This window comes from Streptomyces sp. WI03-4A (assembly GCF_033792105.1).
GTDB lineage: Bacteria > Actinomycetota > Actinomycetes > Streptomycetales > Streptomycetaceae > Streptomyces > Streptomyces collinus_A.
Genome location: NZ_JARAUO010000005.1, coordinates 148,703 through 168,040 on the forward strand (window position 1 = coordinate 148,703; position 19,338 = coordinate 168,040).

General features: G+C 68.2%; 15 protein-coding genes. 12 read left to right on the forward strand and 3 right to left on the reverse strand.

Annotated elements, in window-relative coordinates; genetic code table 11:
- Nucleotides 1–54: 54 nt before the first annotated feature.
- Nucleotides 55–3,798 (reverse strand): sigma-70 family RNA polymerase sigma factor, encoded by a 3,744-nt coding sequence (locus PV343_RS08395; RefSeq protein WP_319146163.1) that lies wholly within the window; start codon nucleotides 3,796–3,798, stop codon nucleotides 55–57.
- 204 nt (nucleotides 3,799–4,002) lie between these two features.
- Between PV343_RS08395 and PV343_RS08400 the strand changes: the two genes are divergently transcribed.
- The 5 genes from PV343_RS08400 to PV343_RS08420 all read left to right on the forward strand — a co-directional run bounded on the left by PV343_RS08400 (nucleotide 4,003) and on the right by PV343_RS08420 (nucleotide 9,469).
- On the forward strand, nucleotides 4,003–5,349 hold the full coding sequence (locus tag PV343_RS08400; protein ID WP_319146164.1) for a serine/threonine-protein kinase: 1,347 nt from the start codon (nucleotides 4,003–4,005) through the stop codon (nucleotides 5,347–5,349).
- A gap of 67 nt (nucleotides 5,350–5,416) precedes the next feature.
- Nucleotides 5,417–6,670 (forward strand): hypothetical protein, encoded by a 1,254-nt coding sequence (locus PV343_RS08405; RefSeq protein ID WP_319146165.1) that lies wholly within the window; start codon nucleotides 5,417–5,419, stop codon nucleotides 6,668–6,670.
- A gap of 139 nt (nucleotides 6,671–6,809) precedes the next feature.
- Nucleotides 6,810–7,160 carry an ATP-binding protein gene (locus PV343_RS08410; RefSeq protein WP_319146166.1) on the forward strand — a complete coding sequence of 117 codons (351 nt, stop codon included), beginning with the start codon at nucleotides 6,810–6,812 and terminating at the stop codon, nucleotides 7,158–7,160.
- 191 nt (nucleotides 7,161–7,351) lie between these two features.
- Nucleotides 7,352–8,998 (forward strand): restriction endonuclease fold toxin-2 domain-containing protein, encoded by a 1,647-nt coding sequence (locus tag PV343_RS08415; protein ID WP_319146167.1) that lies wholly within the window; start codon nucleotides 7,352–7,354, stop codon nucleotides 8,996–8,998.
- A 15-nt stretch (nucleotides 8,999–9,013) separates the two neighbouring features.
- Nucleotides 9,014–9,469, forward strand: a complete 456-nt coding sequence (locus PV343_RS08420; protein ID WP_319146168.1) for a hypothetical protein — start codon at nucleotides 9,014–9,016, stop codon at nucleotides 9,467–9,469.
- Between the two features lie 27 nt (nucleotides 9,470–9,496).
- On the opposite strand, the gene PV343_RS08425 is transcribed toward PV343_RS08420, so the two are convergent.
- The gene (locus PV343_RS08425; RefSeq protein WP_319146169.1) at nucleotides 9,497–9,991 is read right to left on the reverse strand and encodes an EVE domain-containing protein; all 495 of its coding nucleotides are present in this window, start codon (nucleotides 9,989–9,991) and stop codon (nucleotides 9,497–9,499) included.
- A gap of 230 nt (nucleotides 9,992–10,221) precedes the next feature.
- Between PV343_RS08425 and PV343_RS08430 the strand changes: the two genes are divergently transcribed.
- A complete protein-coding gene (locus tag PV343_RS08430; protein ID WP_319146170.1) occupies nucleotides 10,222–12,327 on the forward strand; it encodes an AAA family ATPase in 2,106 nt (701 codons plus the stop codon).
- Nucleotides 12,320–13,561 carry a 5-methylcytosine restriction system specificity protein McrC gene (locus PV343_RS08435; RefSeq protein WP_319146171.1) on the forward strand — a complete coding sequence of 414 codons (1,242 nt, stop codon included), beginning with the start codon at nucleotides 12,320–12,322 and terminating at the stop codon, nucleotides 13,559–13,561. The genes PV343_RS08430 and PV343_RS08435 overlap by 8 nt, the downstream gene beginning before the upstream one ends.
- Before the next feature lie 51 nt (nucleotides 13,562–13,612).
- Here PV343_RS08435 and PV343_RS08440 read toward each other — a convergent pair whose 3' ends face one another.
- On the reverse strand, nucleotides 13,613–14,188 hold the full coding sequence (locus tag PV343_RS08440) for a tellurium resistance protein (RefSeq protein WP_319146172.1): 576 nt from the start codon (nucleotides 14,186–14,188) through the stop codon (nucleotides 13,613–13,615).
- Nucleotides 14,189–14,559: 371 nt separating this feature from the next.
- On the opposite strand from PV343_RS08440, the gene PV343_RS08445 reads away from it, so the two are divergent.
- The 5 genes from PV343_RS08445 to PV343_RS08465 are packed head-to-tail and all read left to right on the forward strand — an operon-like array spanning nucleotide 14,560 to nucleotide 19,284.
- Complete coding sequence (locus PV343_RS08445; RefSeq protein WP_319146173.1) at nucleotides 14,560–15,996, forward strand: hypothetical protein; 1,437 nt, start codon at nucleotides 14,560–14,562, stop codon at nucleotides 15,994–15,996.
- Nucleotides 15,993–16,487, forward strand: coding sequence for a hypothetical protein (locus PV343_RS08450; protein WP_319146174.1), 495 nt, complete (start codon nucleotides 15,993–15,995; stop codon nucleotides 16,485–16,487). The genes PV343_RS08445 and PV343_RS08450 overlap by 4 nt, the downstream gene beginning before the upstream one ends.
- 45 nt (nucleotides 16,488–16,532) lie before the next feature.
- Nucleotides 16,533–17,198: a vWA domain-containing protein gene (locus tag PV343_RS08455; protein WP_093473262.1), complete on the forward strand. Its 666-nt coding sequence runs from the start codon at nucleotides 16,533–16,535 to the stop codon at nucleotides 17,196–17,198.
- A gap of 8 nt (nucleotides 17,199–17,206) precedes the next feature.
- A complete protein-coding gene (locus PV343_RS08460; protein WP_319146175.1) occupies nucleotides 17,207–18,334 on the forward strand; it encodes a protein phosphatase 2C domain-containing protein in 1,128 nt (375 codons plus the stop codon).
- A complete protein-coding gene (locus tag PV343_RS08465) occupies nucleotides 18,331–19,284 on the forward strand; it encodes a hypothetical protein (protein WP_319146176.1) in 954 nt (317 codons plus the stop codon). Before PV343_RS08460 ends, PV343_RS08465 begins: the two co-directional genes overlap by 4 nt.
- The last annotated feature ends 54 nt before the right edge of the window (nucleotides 19,285–19,338 follow it).

Genomic DNA, 19,338 nt, shown 5'->3' on the forward strand with positions numbered 1-19,338 from the left:
ATGCTCCTGGGGACTGGTGGAGAGGTGCGAAAAGCAGAGGGGAAATGTTCGCCCTCAGGACCGGCGCCAGCGGTCCCGCAGGGATGCCCGGCCCTCTGCCGGTGCCTGGAGGACGGCGAGTTGCGCCTGCAACTCGGAGATGCGGGCCCAGGCGTCGTGTTCGGCCTGAGCGAGGCGTGCGGCGGCAAGCTGCTGCTCCTGCACAGCCCGTGCTTCCCTCTGGTTGGCGGCCGTCACCAGCGCTTCGGCCCGCTGCTCCGCCGCCTCGGCCCGTTGCTGGGCCTGCTCCACGTCGGTGGCGGCACGCAGCCCGGCTTCGTACATGGCCCGGTCCCGGGCGATGAGCCGGGTCTCGCTCTGTCGCAGCCGCGCCTCGAGCTGTGCGATGCGCGCTTCGGCGGCGTCGCGGTACACACGCAGCCGCTGCTCGGCCTCCTCTGCCCGGGCCTGGGCCCGGGACGATTGCTCGGCCGAGACGTTGGAGGCCGCCGTTTCCGCGTGTCGCAACCGGATCTCGAGGTCCACGATGCGTTCCTGTGCACGACGTGTGGCGGCGAGGTTCGCCTCGCGTTGCTCCTCCTTGAGCCGCGCGACGCGCTCGTCGGCCTGGCGCCGCAGGTGCTGCTCCTGCCGGGCCAGCGCCTTGTCCGCACGGTTGAGCAGAGTCTCTTGCCAGCTGTCGAGCTGCTGTTCCGTCTGCGCCAAGGCGTCCTTGACCCGCGCTTCGGCCGCCTGCTGCACGTCGGCCATACGCCGTTCGTGGCTCTGCGTCAGGCTCGCGATCTCCGCATCGTGCAGGGCCCGGGCCTCGGCGAGTAGTCGCGCGAGGTCTGCGGGGGGCTCGACGGGGAGTGCCTGATCAGTCCGAACGTCGGCACTGTGCACGGGGTGCGGGGCGGGCTCCGGCACGGGTGCTGTCGCGCCCTCCACGGATACAGCCCGTGCGTCCTCCGAAGTACCTGCATCCGCGGTCTCCGGATCGGCGTCGCGCTGCGCCGGCCGTGTCGTCGCGAACTCGTCCAGCGCGTGACGGATGTCAACACGCGACTCGTTCGCCACCAGGGGCTTGGCGGCCAGGTACGCGCGGGGCGTCGTCCGGTCCAGTGCCTCGGACGTCCACTCGAAGAAGTGCTCAGGCCTCAGCCCGAGCTCTTTGAGCGCATCGAACACGCTCTTCAGTACTTCCAGGGCCTTGACCACGCGACGGTCGAGCGTGCCCCGCTCCCGCCCGGCCCTGACCACGGCATCCGCGGCGGGCGAGCCGAGCAGCACGGCCAGCTGTAGATGCCCGACGGCGAGCAACGCGTACTCGGCGAGCCAGGCCACACCCCCGCCGAAGGGCGGCGGCGCCAGCTCTCGTGCCTTGTCCCAGTCGGCGGTGTACTGCGGTCGTGTCGGCATGTCCTCTTTTCCCAGGGCACTTACCGTTGTACGGCTCCGCTCGGATTCGGCCACATTGGTGGCGGGCTCGTCGGCAGCGGTCGCCGACTCATCGCGCGGCAGCGGGGCAGATGCATGGTCCTTCTCGGCTGACTCCTCCTCGGCCGGCTCCGGCTCGATCAGCACCTCTTCGACCGAGCCCGACTCGACACACGCTTCTTCGGCCGGTTCTGGCTGGGCCGGGGCCTCCTCCTCGCCTGCCACCGGCGCCGCCTCTGGGAGGGCCTGCGGTGCGGCCAGGAACTCCTTGAGGGCGTCACGCATCGCAAGCCGGGGCTCACCGTGCACCAACGGCTTGCGGGCCAGGTAGGCCCGCGGCGTCACGCCGCACAGCGCCTCGGAAGGGCGGTCGAGGAAGTCCTGGGGGCGCAAGGCGAACGCCGCGGCGCCGTCGCAGACACGGCGCAGCACCTCGAGTGCTGCCAGCACGTCGTGGTCGGCCGGCTCGTGCTCCCGCGCGATCCTGAGCACCGCGTCGGCCGCCGGTTGACCGAGGATTTCGGCGAGCCCCGAGCCTCCCACCGCGGCGAGGGCGTAGTTCGCGAGCCACGCTTGTCCGGACGGCTCCTCGGCCAACCGGCGGGCCCTGTCCCAGTCCGGCGTGTCCACGGACGCCGCCATCTCCGTCGCCATCCCGTCCTCCCGATCCACCGGGGACTCCGTCGGAGGTCGGCCGCTGGGCAGCGTGGCCACAGACAGATCAGGTGCCGTGCCAGCACGGACAGGACGAGCTGGACGGCCAGTGCGGGAGACCCGCTTGGCGGAACTGTTCTCCTTTGCCCCGGAGTTCTCTTGCACCGAGGAGGCACTGCCCCCGAGGAGACGAGCGCTCCGCAGCCGCTCCCGCAACGCAGGCAACAGCTTGACCTCCAGCTGCCTGATGCGCTCCCTCGTCACACCGAACTCGCTGCCCAGTTGATCCAGCGTCGACGGTGCTTCGTCGTCGAGTCCCAGGCGCCGTACGAGAATCCGGTGGTCGCGGCCGGAGAAGGTGTCCACCACGGCCATGGCGTCCGCCAGGAGCAACGCGTCGTGCACCCGCGCCTCGAAGGACGGCACGGCCCGGGTACGCGCCACGAAGTCCCCCAGGGTCGCTCCATCCCCGATCACCCGGTCCAGCGAGTCGGTACGCATGCTCAGCCGTCGAGCCTCTTCGACCTTGCTCAGACTCACGTCGCACAGGACGGCGACCTCGGCAGCCGTTGCCGGTCGCCCCTGCGCCGCAAGGGACCGTTCGGCGTTGGCCACTCTGCGGATCTGCTCGTGCATGTGGACGGGGATACGGATGACGGCTCCTTCGTCCGCGATACCCCGGGTGATCGATTGACGTACCCACCAGGTCGCGTACGTCGAGAACTTGAATCCTTTCGCCGGATCGAACTTGCGCGCCGCCCGCATCAGCCCCAGCGCTCCGTGCTGGAACAGGTCGTCATAGTCCAGCCCCTGCTCCAGATAGCGGGGAACCATGCTGTGTACGAGTCTCTGGTTGTGCACGACCAGGCAGTCCCGCGCGCGAATCCTGATGTCGTCCGACGGCAGCGCGCTGAGCGTCTCCTGTTCAGGCTCCTCGTCCGCACCTCCCCGCACGAGCACGGCGAGCCCTACCTCCTCCTGCGCGGTGAGCAGGCGGTTCTCCGGCCGACGACGCATACGGTCCTCGCGCATGACGGACCGGGCCGCGGCGACCGCGGCGGCCCGGTCCGCGTCCGTACGTACGACCGCTTCGGAGGGTTCGGACAGTTCGGACGGTTCGAGCGGGAAGTCCTCCGCCGGTTCGCCGCTCTCCGCCTGTGAGGCTCGCTCCTCTGCGGTCGAAGGCTCGCCGACCGACTTCTCTGCAACGCCCCGAGCGTCAGTGGCCGGCTCCGGCTCCCCGCCCATCTCATCGAGCGCGGCCCCGGCCGTCGTCTCCACCGACGGATTTTCGGGCCGCCCCACCCGGGCCTCTCTCAGGGCCGCCGCCTCGCGAGAGTTCAGTCCCGCGAGCCGTACGACCCCTTCCAGGGCCCGTGATGTCACGTACCCCTCGGCATCGGCGTACCGCTCGAGCAGCCGCATCCCCCGATCCAGCCGGGGGAACACAATTTCTACACGCTTCCGTGCAACCTTTTCCACATCTGGAATGTCGATGCCTGCATGCACCACGTTCCTCTGGACAGGCACCTTCAGCCTGAGCAGTTCGCCCCGCAGGCGCTCACGCTCCCCCTCGCCGAGCCCCAGCCTGCGCGCCTGCGCGAGGAACACCGACTCCGGCACGACTCCGCCGACAGCGGCCCGGCGCAGATGAACCATCAGCTCCGCCAGGGCGGCTCGGGTGACGGAAACCTCCGACTCTCCGACGTCCTGTTGTCCCGGCATGCCATCCACCCCCAACACGGTTACACGCCGGACAGTAAAGGCATTGCGTTAACACTGTCAACACATCTGCTCTCTAGGAAAGTTGACGCTTCTCGTGTACGGTGACCGCGTCAGCACTCTCCGCTTCGGAACCAGGCGGCAGGACAGCGGTCACAGGGGCAAGTCCCTTGACGGGACGGGAAAATAGAGGGCGGGGGAGAAACCGTGCGCCACGAGCTGATCGATGGCAGGTTCCGTGTCGGGCAGGTCATCGGCAAGGGCAACATGGGGGAGGTTCACCGGGGCGAGGATCTCCGGGCCCCGGAGGGCAGCGCCGACCGCCCGGTCGCCGTGAAGACGATCCTTCGCCGCCGTACCGGCGGCCTGATCGACACCGGCACGGACAACAAGGCCGTGGAGCGCTTCGCACGCGAGGTGCGCATCATGCGCCGCCTCGAGCACCCGAACCTGACACGGCTCATAGCCGGTGGAATCAGTAAGTATGGCGGACTGCCCTACCTGGCCATGGAGTTCCTGGACGAAGAGACACTGCGCGACCTCATCGAGGAGGAGCGCCAACTGCCCGTCTCCTGGGTGGCAGCCATCGGCGCCCAGATAGCCTACGGGCTGAGCGCGGCCCACGCGGCCGACGTCGTGCACCGCGATCTGAAACCGGCGAACGTCATGCTGACGCGGGGCGGCACCGTCAAGGTCCTCGACTTCGGCATGGGCCGCATCGTCGACGATCCGGACGAGGCACGGCTCACCAGCACCGGCGTCAGCGTCGGCACCGCCCGCTACATGGCGCCCGAGCAGTTCGAGGCCCGCCTGGTGACCCAGGCCGCCGACCTGTACACCCTCGGCTGTGTGCTGTACGAGATGCTGGTCGGCGTACCGCCGTTCGTCAGCGAGTCGCCGTTCGAACTCGCCCGCAAGCACCTCGAGACCGAGCCGACGCCGCTCGGCGTCATCCGGGGAGGGATTCCCTCCGAACTGATCCGTCTCGTCGGCCGGCTGCTGGCCAAGGACCCTGCCGACCGCCCGGCGAGTGCGGCCGACGTCCACGACTCCCTGTATCCGCTGGCCGTGGGCGACGGCGACACTCCGCGACTCCCCCACTGGAGCGCTCTCGACCCGACTCGGCCCCTGGCCGCCATGGCCGCCCGAGCCCTCGCCGCCCCGTCGGCGCCGGCGCCGCGGCCGGCGCCCGTCACGTTGAATTATATAACCCGTGAGATGGCGAGATTCGCGGAAGACTTGGGTGACAGCGGCCGTCCCTTTCTCAGGAGCGACGAGCGTCGTGAGCAAATCCGCGCAGAACTGGATTCACTCTTCTTCCATCTCTACGGAATCTCCCGCGATGACGCCGACTACATCCTCGACGCCTTCCCCACCGTCCGCCGCAAGGACGAGGCCAAGTACGGCACCTACCGCACCAAGGAGCTAATCCTCGCCGAGTACGACCGCATGGCCGCAGCCGGCGTCAGCCTGGAGAACCCGTTGGTGGACGGCGAGAACTACCGCTCCACCCTCACCCCGCCGCCCGGCCACGGCCCCCGGCACCCCGCCTGACCGCCCGGCGATCGCCGCGCGCATCCCGATCACCCTCAACTGCGAGAAGCCACTTCAGGAGCGGGCAATGGATAAAGAGATTCAGCTGATCAGTGACGGTGATGGTCTGGCGGTCATCGGCAATGCGACGGATGTCGAACGCTTCCTCGTCTCGGAGGGACTGTCGTCCAAAGACCTCGGCCTGCAACGGCTCAAGTCCGCCTTCGGTAGTGGGGCTGCAGCCGCGCAGGCAGGTTCGGACATTGCCGCAAGCTCTGGTCGCTGGCTGAAGCTGACCCACGATTCCGCGCAGCGTGTCAAGAAGTTCGGGCTGATGGAAAGCAAGACGCCAGGTGTCAGCCATGCGATGGTGGGGAAACCTGGCTCGATCAAGAACTGGCTCCAAGTCGAGAAGGGGGCCGGCTCGTTCCTGACCAACCCGGCGCTTCTGTCTGGTGCCGCGGGGATCATGGCCCAGCTCGCGATGCAGCAGACCATGGACGAGATCACCGACTATCTCGCCACGATCGACGAAAAGGTCGATGACGTGCTCCGCGCCCAGAAGGACGCTGTGGTGGCCCGCATGATCGGAGTTGACTTCCTGATCGACGAGACCATGACCATCCGAGAGCAGGTGGGCCGGGTCTCCGAGGTCACGTGGTCCAAGGTGCAGGGCGCGCCGGCGACGATCGCAGATACCCAGGCGTATGCGTTGCGTCAACTCGACGCACTCGCGGAGAAGATGGAGAGCAAGACAAAGATTGGTGATCTCGCCGCTACGGCTCAGGACGCCGAGTCCAAGGCGCAGGAGTGGCTAGCTGTCTTGGCTCGTTGCTTCCAACTACAAGAGGCGGTCGCCGTGCTCGAACTCGACCGAGTGCTCGACGCGACTCCGGATGAGCTGGACCAGCACCGCGTCGGGCTTCGGGCTGCCCGGCAGAACCGGCTGGATCTCATCTCGCGGAGCACCGAACGTCTGTTGACCCGGATGAACGCAGCTGCTGACACGGCCAACGCGAAGGTGCTGCTGCATCCGACCAAGTCCCCGGCTGTAGTCCAGTCGGCCAATCACGTCGCGACCGGCGTCCATGACTTCCGCGAGCGCCTCGGGATCGAGTCCGGGCGCCGGTCGTCGGAGGCGAGACGGTGGGTGGACGCGGCTGCTGTAGTGAGAGACAAGGCACTCGAAACAGGAGCGAAGGGCGTCGGTGCCGCCAGGAGCCTCGGCAACGAGACCCTCGACCGCGCTAACTCGGTCAAGGGCAAGCTCTCCAGCGATATCGTCGAGCGAGCGCGCCGTCGTCGCGGAGGTGAGGAAGAACGCGGCGAGGAAGGTAAGTGAGCGCCGAACCTGGTCCAGAACCCCAGCGTGGCCAAACCGATTTGGCCCTGTCCACCGAACGCGTCCGTACGTTGACGCAACGTACGGGCCGTGCACCTGGTGCCCGCCACCTCCCGCGCGTCACGGTGCCCCCACGAACGTGAGTACCCCCCACTCCCCCACCACCGCCCGGACGTTCGCGGAGCAGCTGTCGTCCACCCGTCGCGGCGCCCGGCTCGCCCGTCTCCTCGCCGTGGCGGAGTTCCAGGTCTGGCAGGTGCCGCCGCCCCTGACCGAACGCGCGGAACAAGTCATCGCCGAACTGGCCGCCAACGCAGCACTGCACGGCCGCATTCAAGGCCGTGACTTCCGGCTGCCGCTTCACTTCGACCCGTCGGCCGGCCTGCTACGGATCGCCATGACCGACGCGCAAGGCGACCGCCTCCCCTCCCCCGCCACGGACCTCACCACACCCCCGACGCCGAGTCGGGCCGCGGCCTGCTCATGGTGACCGCCCTGGCCGACCGCTGGGGCACAGAGCCGTGGCCGCCCGGCGGTAAGACCGTCTGCGTGGACTGGCCACGCCGGCCTCGCCTTTGGAGTGAATCGCCTTGTCGCGATGCCGCCGTACCGCGACGAATCCTTGTGCGATAGAAAAGACGTCCAACTCGCCGGCCTCGTCGGGCCGTACGTCAGGGGGAGATGCGTGTGGGGCTGCCACCGGACCTGAAGGTCATCGCCGAAGGCATGATCAAGGCGTCCATGGGCATGGTGGGCACGGTGATGGTCGGCACCCGCGACACCGCCATCGCGCTCTTCCACGAGCTGGACCGACAGCATGGAATGGCGGGGGACGACGACGCCGGGCGGGCGTTCGCGAAGGTGTACAAGCCGGCGGCGGCCACCACGCTCGACAAGATGGGCTTCAGCGCCTATGTGATGGGCGAGACCGGCAAGGGGCTGATGCGCAACGCCCGCGAGTTCATGGCTCATGAGAGCCACATCGCCTCGGCGATCCTAGGAAAGCAGGTCGACCTGACGGCCGGCATGGGCGACCCCGGTGAGGACTGCACGGAGAGCTTCCTGGGCCTCGGGCAGGAACTGCCGGAGGTCGTCGGCGACACCGCCTGGTACGACCAATACGCGCCCGCCGGCATGAGCGACCGGTTCCGCGGGTCACCGGAGAAGCTCCGTGACGTCGCCGGCTCCTGGCGGGCCGGCGGCAAGATGATGCTGCGCTTCCTGCACGACGCGCAGGCCTACGCGCACACCGCGGACAAGGCCCACTCGGGAGAGGCCGCGGACGCCTTCCGGCGCTACTTCGCGGACTTCGTCGGCTTCGCCGAACCACCGGACCAGGCACAGCAGGACGAGACCCTGGTGGGCAACCTCGTGGCCGCCTGCAACCAGCTCGCCAAGGCGTGCGACCAGTACGCCGACCACGTCGAGGCGGCCAAGCGGAAGATCATCCAGGACCGGACGGACCTCTTCCACGTCGACATGCCCTGGGACCAGCCGATGTTCGGCGGCAACGGCGACGACGGCGGACTGCTGGACGCCGTACTCGACGACGTGTGGATCCACCGCCTCGGCAACGTCGCCCACGCCCTCGACGAGTCCCAGGGCCGCGTCAAGCTCCCGCATGGCTCGGACGACCCGCCCGGCCTGCCCTTCCCGCCCCTGCTGCCGGTGCCGGTGCCCGGCGGTGTGCCGGTACCGATCACCCTCGCCTCGTTCCGAGGACAGCCACCAGGGCTCGTGCCGATGGCGAGCAGGGTCGACCCGTCCATACCCGCGCAGGACCCCATCCCCCCGGAGCCCGGCACCACCCGTCTGCTCACGCCTGCCGAGCAGCAGCACTTCCGGACCTGGCTCAACTCGCTGAACACGGGCGGCTTCGCCGGAGGCGGTGGCGCCACGAATCCGAACAACGCCTACCAGCTGCGCGTGGCGGGATACCCGGAGCGCGAGGTTCCCCTCGTCGGGCATCAGCGTGGTCTCATGGTCGACGGCATACGTCCGGCGGACGGTTACCTGGTGGAGGCCAAGCACGTGCAGGACCCGAACTGCAAGAAGCGCAGCTTTCGCAGCATCGAACGTGTCAACGAAACGCTGGCCAAGCCGGTGAAGGTGGACGACAAGGGCAAGCTGAAGTTCGACCCGATGATCGACGGCATGTACGGCGGTGACGAGCGGGAGCTGCGCCGATACAAGAACGCGATGGCCAATCCGGCCAACTCGGAGATCCGCGGACTTGAGATCGTGACGAACGGCAAGGACAACGCCGCCTACTGGGAGTCGATGATCGCCATGAACGGTGTCAGCGGTTCCGCACGGTACGTACCCTGAGAGTGAAGGACTTCTGTGACAACCGAGTACCACCAGCGGTCGAACTTCGTCTTCGCTCCGCCCACGGACAACCCAGCAGCATGGCAGGCGAGCCTGGAAACCTTCCGTGACGCGTTGGAACGGGACTTCCCCGGCGCCTTCCTGGAGGCGAACACCTCCGCCCTGCGCGACTTTCCGGTCCTGGACTTCGAGATCCAGGTGGCGCCGGACGTCTACATCACCGGTACGTCGGCGATGCCTACCGTGGACTACGCCTACATCAGCGTCATCGAGGCGACGCCGGACGAAGCGGCCGCCTTCGCCGTGTGGCTCCGAGACTCGTACGTCCCCTCGCCCGCCAGTGTGTGTTTCATGAGCAGCTTCGTGATGGAGAACGGCGACGAGATGTCGTGGCGCCTGCCGGCGACAGGAGACGCCACGGGCATCGCCGCCGTGATGCGCGAGCACCTGGCGGCGGCCGGAGGCGAGTGACCAGCCCCCTGCGGCGGGTGTGGCGCCTCAGCCGGTCACCGGCTCCAGCGGTAGCTCTCGACGCTCAGGGCGGCCCGGTCTCCGATGGGCGGCAGACGCGAGGACGGCATGCCGATCACGAGAGCCGGACGTGACCTGCCTGCTCGACGGGCGCGGAGATCTCAAGCCGGTTGCCCTGTCCGGCTCCGCCCACGTCCCGTCGTCCTCCAGCCCCGCTCTCGCCAGCAGCACCGACAGCGCTGCGGGCTTCACCTTCTGCACCGACCTCACCTGGCCGAGCCCCAGTTCTTCACGGCTGACCGGGCTGTCGTGCAAGGCATCCGTCGCCTCCGGCAGCAGGGTCACCTCGACCCGGTACGAGAACTCCGGATCCTCGGGATCCTCGTACGGTTCCTTGTCGATCTCGGCCAGCGCCGCCACGGCTGACTCCGGCTGACTGAAGTAGAACCACAGACGGTCTCCTGGGCTCATACGGTTGCGCCGGCTGAGCCAGAGGTCGAGTTCGGGTTCTTCATGGGCCAAGTCGGCGGATGGTCCCCTTGGTCGATGGTTCGCCGTCCAGGGTGTCCTTGTTCGGGTTGAGGATGTAGATCCAGTCCTCCACGGCTTCCCCCATCACCTGTGTCGCTGCGCTCCGCGCGTAGCGAGCTGGAGCTGCCCCTGCCGGTCCATGGTGTCAGCCCACAGAGCCGTTCGCAGACGAACCATCGACCTCCGGCTGCGGGATCAACGTCTTCCGGCATCATGGCGGCATGACAGGTGGGGTGGATGTGCGCACGGCGGCATTTCGGTTCGACCGGACGGCCGTAGCGGAGAGGGAGTCTGCTGCCGAGGTGGAGCGCAAGCGGGTTCTGTCCCAGTTCCCGCTGGAGGGATGGAAGACGCTACCGCTCGAGCGCTATGCCCTCGGACAGTCGGCTCCCGCCGGATCGGAACCGACGTACTGCCGCCTGCTCGAGTTCCTCACTCCGGACCTGGGCAGCATCAAGGGCGGCAGCGCCGCGAAGCACATCATGTTCCTCCACAACTCGGGCGAGTGGCGCCTGGCGGCTCCGCTAGGGAAGGCCGAGCCGCGAGATGCGTGGGAGGAGCTTCGGGGGCAGTTCGTCGCAGCCTTCGACGCGGTCGCCGCTGGGGACTTCGAAGCCGTGGACGAACTCTCCGCGCTGCGGTTCGGTCCGGCGCTGGTGACCAAGTCGCTGGCCGTCTACTTCCCCGAACACTTCCTGCCCGTCTACTCCACCGAACACCTGCGGCGGTTCCTGATCCTGCTCGGCGGCACGGCGGAAGCCGATGCGCCTGCCTGGCGCAGCAATCGCAGGCTCCTCGAACTCATACGGTCGCGCACCGAGTTCGAGGGCTGGAGCAGGCACGAAGTGATGACGTTCCTCTACCAGGACTTCGACCCACGTCCCCGGCAACGCACGATCTGGAAAATCGCTCCTGGCGAGCGCGGGCGGCTCTGGGGCGAGTGCCGCGACGGCGACTTCATCTGCGTGGGCTGGGACGAGCTGGGTGACCTGGGCCAGTACCGGAGCGACACAGAACTCAAGGACGCCCTTGACAGGGGATATCCCAGCGGCAGCGGCGGCAGTCTGAACACGGCACGCCGGCTCCTCGCCTTCCGGGATCTGGAGCCGGGCGACCGGATCGTCGCCAACCGCGGGCTCGACGAGATCCTGGCCACGGGCACTGTCACCGCGAGCTACCAGTTCCTTCCGGATCGACCGGAGTACCAGCACATCGTCCCGGTGAAGTGGGACCTATCCCACGCACAGAGACTGCCCAAGCCCCAGCGCGGTTGGCGGTCCACCTTCGCCAGGGTCGACCCGGCCACCTTCGCCAGGTTCACCATGCGGCCATCCGGCATCGCTCGGGACGCCCGTCCGGTGGTGTCGAGCACGCCCGTCGACCTGCCCGACGACGTGCAGGCGGTCATGAACGCCCTCGATCGCAAGGGCCAGGTCATCCTGCACGGACCGCCCGGCACCGGCAAGACGCGGCTCGCCCTCGGTGCTGCCCTCGCCCTGGCCGGCCGCGCGGACGTACTCGACGGTTCGGAGCCGGAGCGACGTACTCGGGCGCAGGCCGAGGTGCTGAGCGGTAACCGGGTCCGGCTGGTCACCTTCCATCCCTCGTACGGATACGAGGACTTCGTCGAAGGCTTCAAGCCCGACCTCGACGCAAAGAGTTCCGGGCTCACTCTCGCCCTCGCGGACGGCTTGTTCCACTCGCTCTGCAAACGCGCCGCCGGCCATCCCGACCAGACCTTCCTCCTGATCATCGACGAGATCAACCGGGGCGACCTGCCGAGGATCTTCGGTGAGCTGATCACGCTCCTCGAACTCGACAAACGGAACCTGTCTGTCGACCTGCCGGTCAGCAAGCGCAGCTTCTCCGTGCCGCCGAACGTCCGGATCATCGGCACGATGAACACGGCCGACCGAAGCATCAGCCATCTGGACGCCGCGGTACGCCGCCGCTTCGCCTTCCTGTCCGTGGGTCCCGACCCGGACGCCGTGTCGGGAACGGTCGGCCCGCTCGACCTGGCGGCCTTCTTCGAGTCTCTCAACAGCCGCATCGCCCACCACCTGGACGCCGACCACCAGATCGGGCACGCCTACCTGATGCGCGACGGAGAGCCGATCGCCACCGAGGAGGACCTGGCGGCCGCCTTCCACCACGAGGTGGTGCCCCTCCTGGAGGACTACTGTCTCGGCCGCGCGGACCTGCTCCACCGCGTCCTCGGCGGCCTGGTCGACCAGGACACCGGGCGGCCCGTGCTCATGTCTCCTCAGGACCTCGCCGATGCGCTGGCCACCGAATTCACCAGCGACACGACGGGCCCTGATGCCTGACCGCCGCCCAGGGGTCCGGCTCGGCGAGTACGAGTCCGCCGAGCTGGCCTCCGACCAGCTCACCGCCCGTGATCTCGACCGGCTCCACGCCCTGCAGGCACGAGGCTGTCTGACCCTGACCACAGCCCGAGCGGGTTGGCGGCTCAAGGCCGACGCCACCGTCGGCGTAGTGCCCCTGGACCGGGTACGGCTGGTCATCAAACCGAAGTTCGCGATCCCGGGCGAGCAGCTCATGGCGTGGCTCGCCTACGCGCTCCACACCACCGTCCCGACGGCGGCCAGGCGCTGGTCCAGCTCCCCTGACGGCTACGCCGACCTCGTGGCCTCGGCCCTGCTGGAGGAGTGCGAGAAGCTCCTGCGGGAGGGATTGCGTCGGGACTACGTGCGCCGTCAGAGCCTCCAGCCGGTACTGCGCGGGCGCCTGGACGTCGCCGCGCAGGTCACCCGCCGCTTCGGGCAACTGGACCAACTGCATGTCCGCGCCTTCGACCGAGAGGCCGACATCGGGGACAACCGCATACTCGGGACGGCGTTGATGGCAGCGCTCAGCCTGTCGACCGACGCCGGACTGGCCCGCCGCCTGCACGACGTCGCCGACGCGTTCCCGCACTCCGGCACGCCGGCCGCCGCGTTGCGCGCCCTCGAGCGCACCCAGTACACGCGCCTCAACGCCCGCTATCGGGCTGCCCACACGTGGGCCCGCTTGCTGTTGCACGGCGGAGGCCCGAACGACCTGCTGACCGACCACGGCTCTACGGCAGGCGGCCTCCTACTGGCCATGCCCGCCCTCTGGGAAGCCGTCGTCCGGCGGCTCGCCACCGAGGCAGTCGCCCCGCACGGCGGACGCCCCGTCCCCAGCAACGGAAAGACCGGCATCACCGTCCGCGGCGACCTCGGCAGCGCCTCGACGTTCCGCCCCGACATGCTGCTCAGCCTGCCCGGCCCCGGCACGCACCAGCACGCCCTGCTGCCCGTCGACGCCAAGTACAAGCGCTACGACCGCCACGGCGTGAGCGCGGGCGACATCCACCAGCTCCTGACCTACAGCGCCGGCTACACCCCGGTCAACGCGCCGCGAGCGGTCATCGTCCATCCCCAGCCGGGAGGATACGCCCAACGCACCCTTCAGGTCGGGAGTCCTCAACGCGGTCTGGGTGTCATCCACGTGCTCGGCATCGACACACACGCCCCACCGGAGCAGGCGGGCGCGTGGATGCGCACCGCGCTGCCATGAGGTGGCCGCAGCGGACGGCTCGGCCAGAACCCATGCCGGACCGGGACCGGCTCACAGCGGCGGCTTGCTGCCCTGCACCCAGTCGAAGCCGAAGCCGTATGCCTTGTCGATGAGCAGCTGGTTCGGCAGCCACGGCTGTGCCGTGAACCAGCGGCCCTCACGTCGGAGTTCGAGCGTGTCCTGCCCCGGGGTCAGCAGCGCTATGGCGCATGCGGTGACGCCGTCCGGGGAGTCGTCGAGGTGGATGCGCCAGGTGCCGCTAGGTGCGCTGACGGTGACGACGCCTCCGAGTGTCCGGAAGTCGGCCGCGCCCTCGTAGATGTACACATAGACGAGGAGTTTGGTGAACTCGCGGCGGTGCTCGAGGCTGATACGAAGAGTTTCCCCGTCGGAGGTCTCGCCGGTCCGGTCGTCCTGGTCGATGCTGACGTAGGGCCAGGCGTCGAGACTCCCCCACTCCTCACCGAGGGGCTGTACAGCGGCGCCCATTCCGTCGCGGGTGAGGACCATGCAGCCCAGATCGAGGTCGGCCTCCGAGGCCACCGACCATTTGAGGTTCACCTGAAGGATGCCCCGGCCCGCGATCTGGGCGCGCGGCGTCTGCTTGGTGAGGTCCACGGTGCGCATCCGCGATTCCCGCGGGCGTCGCTCCGCGGGCTCAGGTTGGACGGGCGCCGCTCCTCGGCCCAGCTGGATGACCCCTCGCTGCCTTGTGTCACCGCTCATCGCAGCCCTCCCCGTACATCACCGATCGATATCGATCGTTCTCAACACGCCGGATCGACCGTGTGATTCTCACCTATTGTTGCGTCAGCGGTGAAGAAGGTGTGAACATTGTAGGCACCATGTTTGTTGACACGCAGGCGTGAGCGTCAAGGCACTGCCGCGCCGACGGTCACATGGATCTGCACAGATGGCCCGGTATCACCGGGCAGGGGTAGGGAATGTTCGCGGGGACTCAAATCGACAGCGGGGTGGCGGCACGTCACCTCGACGACATGGCGCAGGAACCGTTGCTCGCGCCGCGCGCCGACGAACTGCGCGCACTGGCCAAGGCACTGGTCTCCAATGACGCGGAGGCCCTCGACCCGTGGGCCGACCTCGATCTGATGGGGCATTTCGCACGGCCCGAGAGCATTGCCGAGACCTCGGAGGAGAGCCGCCGCACGCGGTTCAACTCCCTGCTCGACGTGGTTCTCGGCGCCCTGGTCTTCCTGCCCCTGCTCTTCACGTGGTTCGGACTCTGGCAGGCCTCGAGCGCGTACGGAGCACTCACCGGTGACGACCCCAAGGCGGCCGGCCGACCCTTTCTGCAGCTGTGGCAGTCCGGGTTCGACGGACACCTGGGCGACGTGTTCCGGTTCGGGCACGTCGCTGTGACGGGCTGCGTTGCGCTGGGGATGCTGTTCGTCCTCACGGCGGTCCACGGCTACCGTCGCACCGCCGCCGAACGAGGCGAGGAGCAGGCACGCCACCGTACCCAGGCAGTCCTCGCACGCCTCACCCCGGTCCTGACAGGCGCTCAGCTCTGCCTCAACCGGCATCGTGTCGCTTCCCCTCAGCGCTTCGCGGCGGAGCTCAACTCGGCGGCCGGACGACTCCAGCGCATGCACTCCAAGGCCATCGCCACGCAGGAGGAACTCACTCGCGCCGCGGAACTCGTCGGCGAGGCCATGGAGAAGGCGGAGCAGCGCCTCTCCCAGGCCGAGGCGTACGTGCGGCCGATCGAGCACGTGGTCAAGCAGATCGAGGAAACCGTCCGGAACAGTGGAACGGCCCTTCAGACCGCCGTCCAGGATCTCGCCGACCCGGTGACACAGGCGGGACGGCAGCTGGCCGACGCGGTCAGCGGTCAGACCGGCGTGCTCGACAAGGCGCTGGAAGACCTGCGGGCGGCCGGCGACGCAATGCGCGACGTGCTATCTCGTGCCGCAGACCGACTGGAGTCGGCGGTGGGCGACAACGGCGACCGTGTCCGCGGCGCGCTGTCCGACGCGGCCCAGCAGGTCGAGGACTCCCTGACCGTACTGGCGGCCTCGCAGCGCGGGTTCACCACAGGCATCGAGGTCGTCTCCGACGTCAACGGCCGACTGCTCGACGACCTCGGCGCAGTAGCCGAGCGCTCCAGCGAGGCCGCAGAGTCGTCACGCGAGGCCCTGCTCGGCATCGAGGCCCGCAGCCGTGCCCTGCACGATGCCGCCGACCGCTTCGCGAGCGTCACCGACGCCTTGGCGCGGGCGCTCAGCGAGACGGAAACCGCGCGAGCCGACGTGGCTTCGGCACGAGCGGATGCGGAGGCGGCACGAGCCGACGCCGAGGCGGCGCGACTCGGAGCCGAGGCGGCCCAGCGGCGCGCCGCGGATGAACTGCGGCGCGCGGAGGAGGAGCTGCGGCAGGCGAAGGAGCTGCAGGCCGGGATCGGATCGGCACGGTGAGCCCTCGCAAGCCGAGCTTCAGGTTCAACCCTCTGCACCTTGCCGGGTGGCTCTTCGCCGACATGCTGCTCGTCCTTGCTCTGGTGTCCATGGGCGACCGAGGGGATCCGCTGGCGGCCCAAGCCGCCGCGCATCCCTCCCCGTCGGCCGACGGCAAGCCGTCGCCCAAGCCGAGCCCGAGACCGACGGGGCCGCGTTCCGTGGAGCGCAAGCCGGTCAAGCTCCATGTGGCGGCGCTGCCGGGTGACACCTCGCGGATGGTGAAGGAGCTGCGCGCTGCCACCGCCCGGTACAAGGCACGCGACGCGGCCTTCGTGCTGACCTTCGGACAGGCCCACGAACCCACTGATGGTCAGGCATACGCCCGCGACATCAACAAGTCCCTGCACAAGGCGCGCCCGGACATGTTCAGCGACGCCACGACACGGGACTTCTGGAACGGCGGCGCTTCCGGCGCGGCCGACCTGGAGATCTACTTCTACACCCGGTGACGGCCAAGCCGTCTTCAGGCCGTTTTCTTGAGCTCAGGAGAGTCCATGCAGATCCTTCCCTTCTACATGGTGTGTGACGAGTCCGGTTCCATGGCCGGAGGTGGCGTGGACGCCATCAACTCGGCGCTGCCCGACCTGCACCAGGAGATCAGCACCAACCCGAGCGTCGCGGACAAGACCCGCTTCGCGCTGATCGGATTCTCCACGCAGGCCTCCGTGCTTCAGCCGCTCGCCGACCTGAGCGAGCTGACGCAACTGCCGTCCCTGACGGCCGGCGGAGTCACCTCTTTCGGAGCCGCCTTCCGCCTGCTGAAGAACACCATCGAGAGGGACGTCGCGGAGCTGAAGGCCGAAGGCCACGACGTCTACAGGCCGGTGGTCTTCTTCCTCTCCGACGGCATCCCCACGGACGAGGGCTGGCGTACCGACCTCAAGGAACTCAATTCGTTCCGCTATGCGCCGAAGATCATCGCGTTCGGGATCAGTGACGCCGAACCAGCCACCATCACGGAGGTGGCCAACTTCAAGGCGTTCATCCAGCAGGATGAATCGATCTCCCCTGCCATGGCAATCAGAGAGTTCGCTTCGAGCCTTACCCGCTCCATTGTGAGTTCTGCGACCAGCATGGCCGCCCAGGGCGGTGAGGGCTTCGAGCTCCAGGTCGAGGAGCAGATCACCGGTTTCTCGAAGCTCTCCCTGGACAAGCTGTGAGCGGCCCGGTGAGTTTCGAGAAGTCGGGCGACGCAGGGCAGGTCGCTTGGAACGTGGACCAACCCGCCGCCGGCAACGTCGTCGACGCCCACTATGCGACGCTGCCGCCCGAGATGGTCGCGGACGAGGCGATCTCCCGGTCGCAGGCGAACGAGTCGCCGGCACCGCAGGCCCATGCCCTGGAACGCCCTATGGCGACCCAGGAGGCCGGGGTCGGCATACTGCGCGGAGTACCCGATCACATCGGTCACCGTCCTCCCAGCTATCCGCCGCATCCCTTGTCACGCCCCTCCGTACGGGACGGGGACGCGTTCGCAGCAGTCACCCCCGCTGTCCTTCTGGATGGCGCCCGCGTGGGAGCTATCACCGTGCGGGCCACATCGGTGCGTGGGGACTCCCACAACTGGGAGGGAACCTGTCGCCAGGACGCCATGACTATCACGCGGATCGGTCCCCCGGACGCCGAGATGCTTCTCCTGGCGGTGGCTGATGGGGTCGGCTCAGCCCGCTATTCACATATCGGGTCGCATCGCGTCACACGTCTCACGGCTGAGTACCTGGACCACGAGGCCGAAGGCATCTATGCGGCGTTGTGCGCGCAGAACGAGACCGAACTTTGCGGACTGGCCAACAAGGCCATCACGGGGGTGGCTCACGAACTGCGAGCCGGTTGGCAGCAAGAGGCCTACCGGAAAAAGCGCGTGCATGTTGACGCCGACTACGCGACAACCCTGCACGTTCTGCTCGTCCCCACGGACCCTCGCGTCCGTGAACGCGCCCTGTTCAGCGTGGGCGACGGTGGGCTCTTCGTCCTGGCAGAGGGCCGCTGGCACCATGTGAATCCCATGGATGACGGCGCCATTCTCGACACCCGAACCGAGGCGCTTCCCCATGCCTACAGCAGCGTGAAGGCTGCCCTGGTGCCCACCCTGCCGGGCGAGGTTCTCCTCCTCGGCACCGACGGCATCACCAACCCCCTGACACAGAAGGACCCGGGGTTCGCCGACCATCTCGCTGACGCCTGGGGCGGCCCTGAAATTCCCTCGCTGTCCGACTTCCTTTGGCAGGCGCAGACACGGGCCAAGTCCTACGACGACGACCGCACCGTCATCTGCGTGTGGGAGGACGGAGCATGAGCGCGGAAGACGGTGTGGACATCGCCCGCGCGTCACTCGCTCTACGGGACCGGGTCGGCAGCGGCGGCCAGGGTGATGTGCACGCTCTGGCCGACGGGCCGCTGCTCTTCAAGGAGTACAAGAACCCGTCCAAGGTCAACGGTGGCGCCCTCGCAGACTTGGTCGCGTTCCGGCAGAGCCTAGGCCGGTCCGACCGCAGCCGCCTCGACTCCCTTGCCGCCTGGCCGCTGTGCCGGGTGGTCGAGGGAAATCGAGTGGTCGGCTTCCTGATGCGACGCGCCCCGTCCGACATGACGTGGTGCACCGCTGCGGGATCCACGAAGCTGCTCGAACTGCAGTATCTGATCAGGCAACCCAAGGTGGCCTGGCAGGAGGTGGTCCAGCCCACACCGGAGCAGCGCAAAGCGCTGGCCCTGGACTGTGCTGAGGCCATCGGTTGGTTCCACGGCGCCGGGCTCGTGATCGGGGACATCTCACAGGCCAACGTACTGTGGTCGCTCACTCCGGAAACCGCCGTGTACTTCTTGGACTGCGACGGCTTCCGCCAGGTGGGGCGGGCACCCGTGCAGGCCCAGGCCGGAACTCCCGACTGGAACGACCCGCTGGTGCCCTCGACCGAGGCATCGGTGGACACGGACGCGTACAAGACTGCTCTCGTGGTCGGGCGCATTCTGGCCCAGGATCCGTATGTCACGCCGGGGCAAGCGTTGGAACTCGTAGCCGGCTGCCTGAATGACCGCCAGGATGACGCGGTGCTCCGGCTCTTCTCGCAGGCGGCCGGTGAGCGCGGTACCCGTCCCAGGCCGAGCGAATGGCAGACCGCGTTGAGTGACCGCGGCATGATCAAGCTGACCGCGGCCACTCCCAGGCCCCGGCCCGTCATCGACCACACTGTGCTGGACGGGGCACGGGTCCGAACCTCGATCAGTCTGCGCGCACCAAGGCAGTAGTGAGGCGTCCGGCGCTTCTCCAGCACCGGACGACGAAAGGTGTCGAGCGGGCGG

Coding starts and splice junctions, on each gene's coding strand:
- PV343_RS08395 (WP_319146163.1), bottom strand. CDS start 3,798: ATGCCGGGACAACAGGACGTCGGAGAGTCGGAGGTTTCCGTCACCCGA.
- PV343_RS08405 (WP_319146165.1), top strand. CDS start 5,417: ATGGATAAAGAGATTCAGCTGATCAGTGACGGTGATGGTCTGGCGGTC.
- PV343_RS08415 (WP_319146167.1), top strand. CDS start 7,352: ATGCGTGTGGGGCTGCCACCGGACCTGAAGGTCATCGCCGAAGGCATG.
- PV343_RS08430 (WP_319146170.1), top strand. CDS start 10,222: ATGACAGGTGGGGTGGATGTGCGCACGGCGGCATTTCGGTTCGACCGG.
- PV343_RS08435 (WP_319146171.1), top strand. CDS start 12,320: ATGCCTGACCGCCGCCCAGGGGTCCGGCTCGGCGAGTACGAGTCCGCC.
- PV343_RS08440 (WP_319146172.1), bottom strand. CDS start 14,188: ATGCGCACCGTGGACCTCACCAAGCAGACGCCGCGCGCCCAGATCGCG.
- PV343_RS08445 (WP_319146173.1), top strand. CDS start 14,560: ATGGCGCAGGAACCGTTGCTCGCGCCGCGCGCCGACGAACTGCGCGCA.
- PV343_RS08455 (WP_093473262.1), top strand. CDS start 16,533: ATGCAGATCCTTCCCTTCTACATGGTGTGTGACGAGTCCGGTTCCATG.
- PV343_RS08465 (WP_319146176.1), top strand. CDS start 18,331: ATGAGCGCGGAAGACGGTGTGGACATCGCCCGCGCGTCACTCGCTCTA.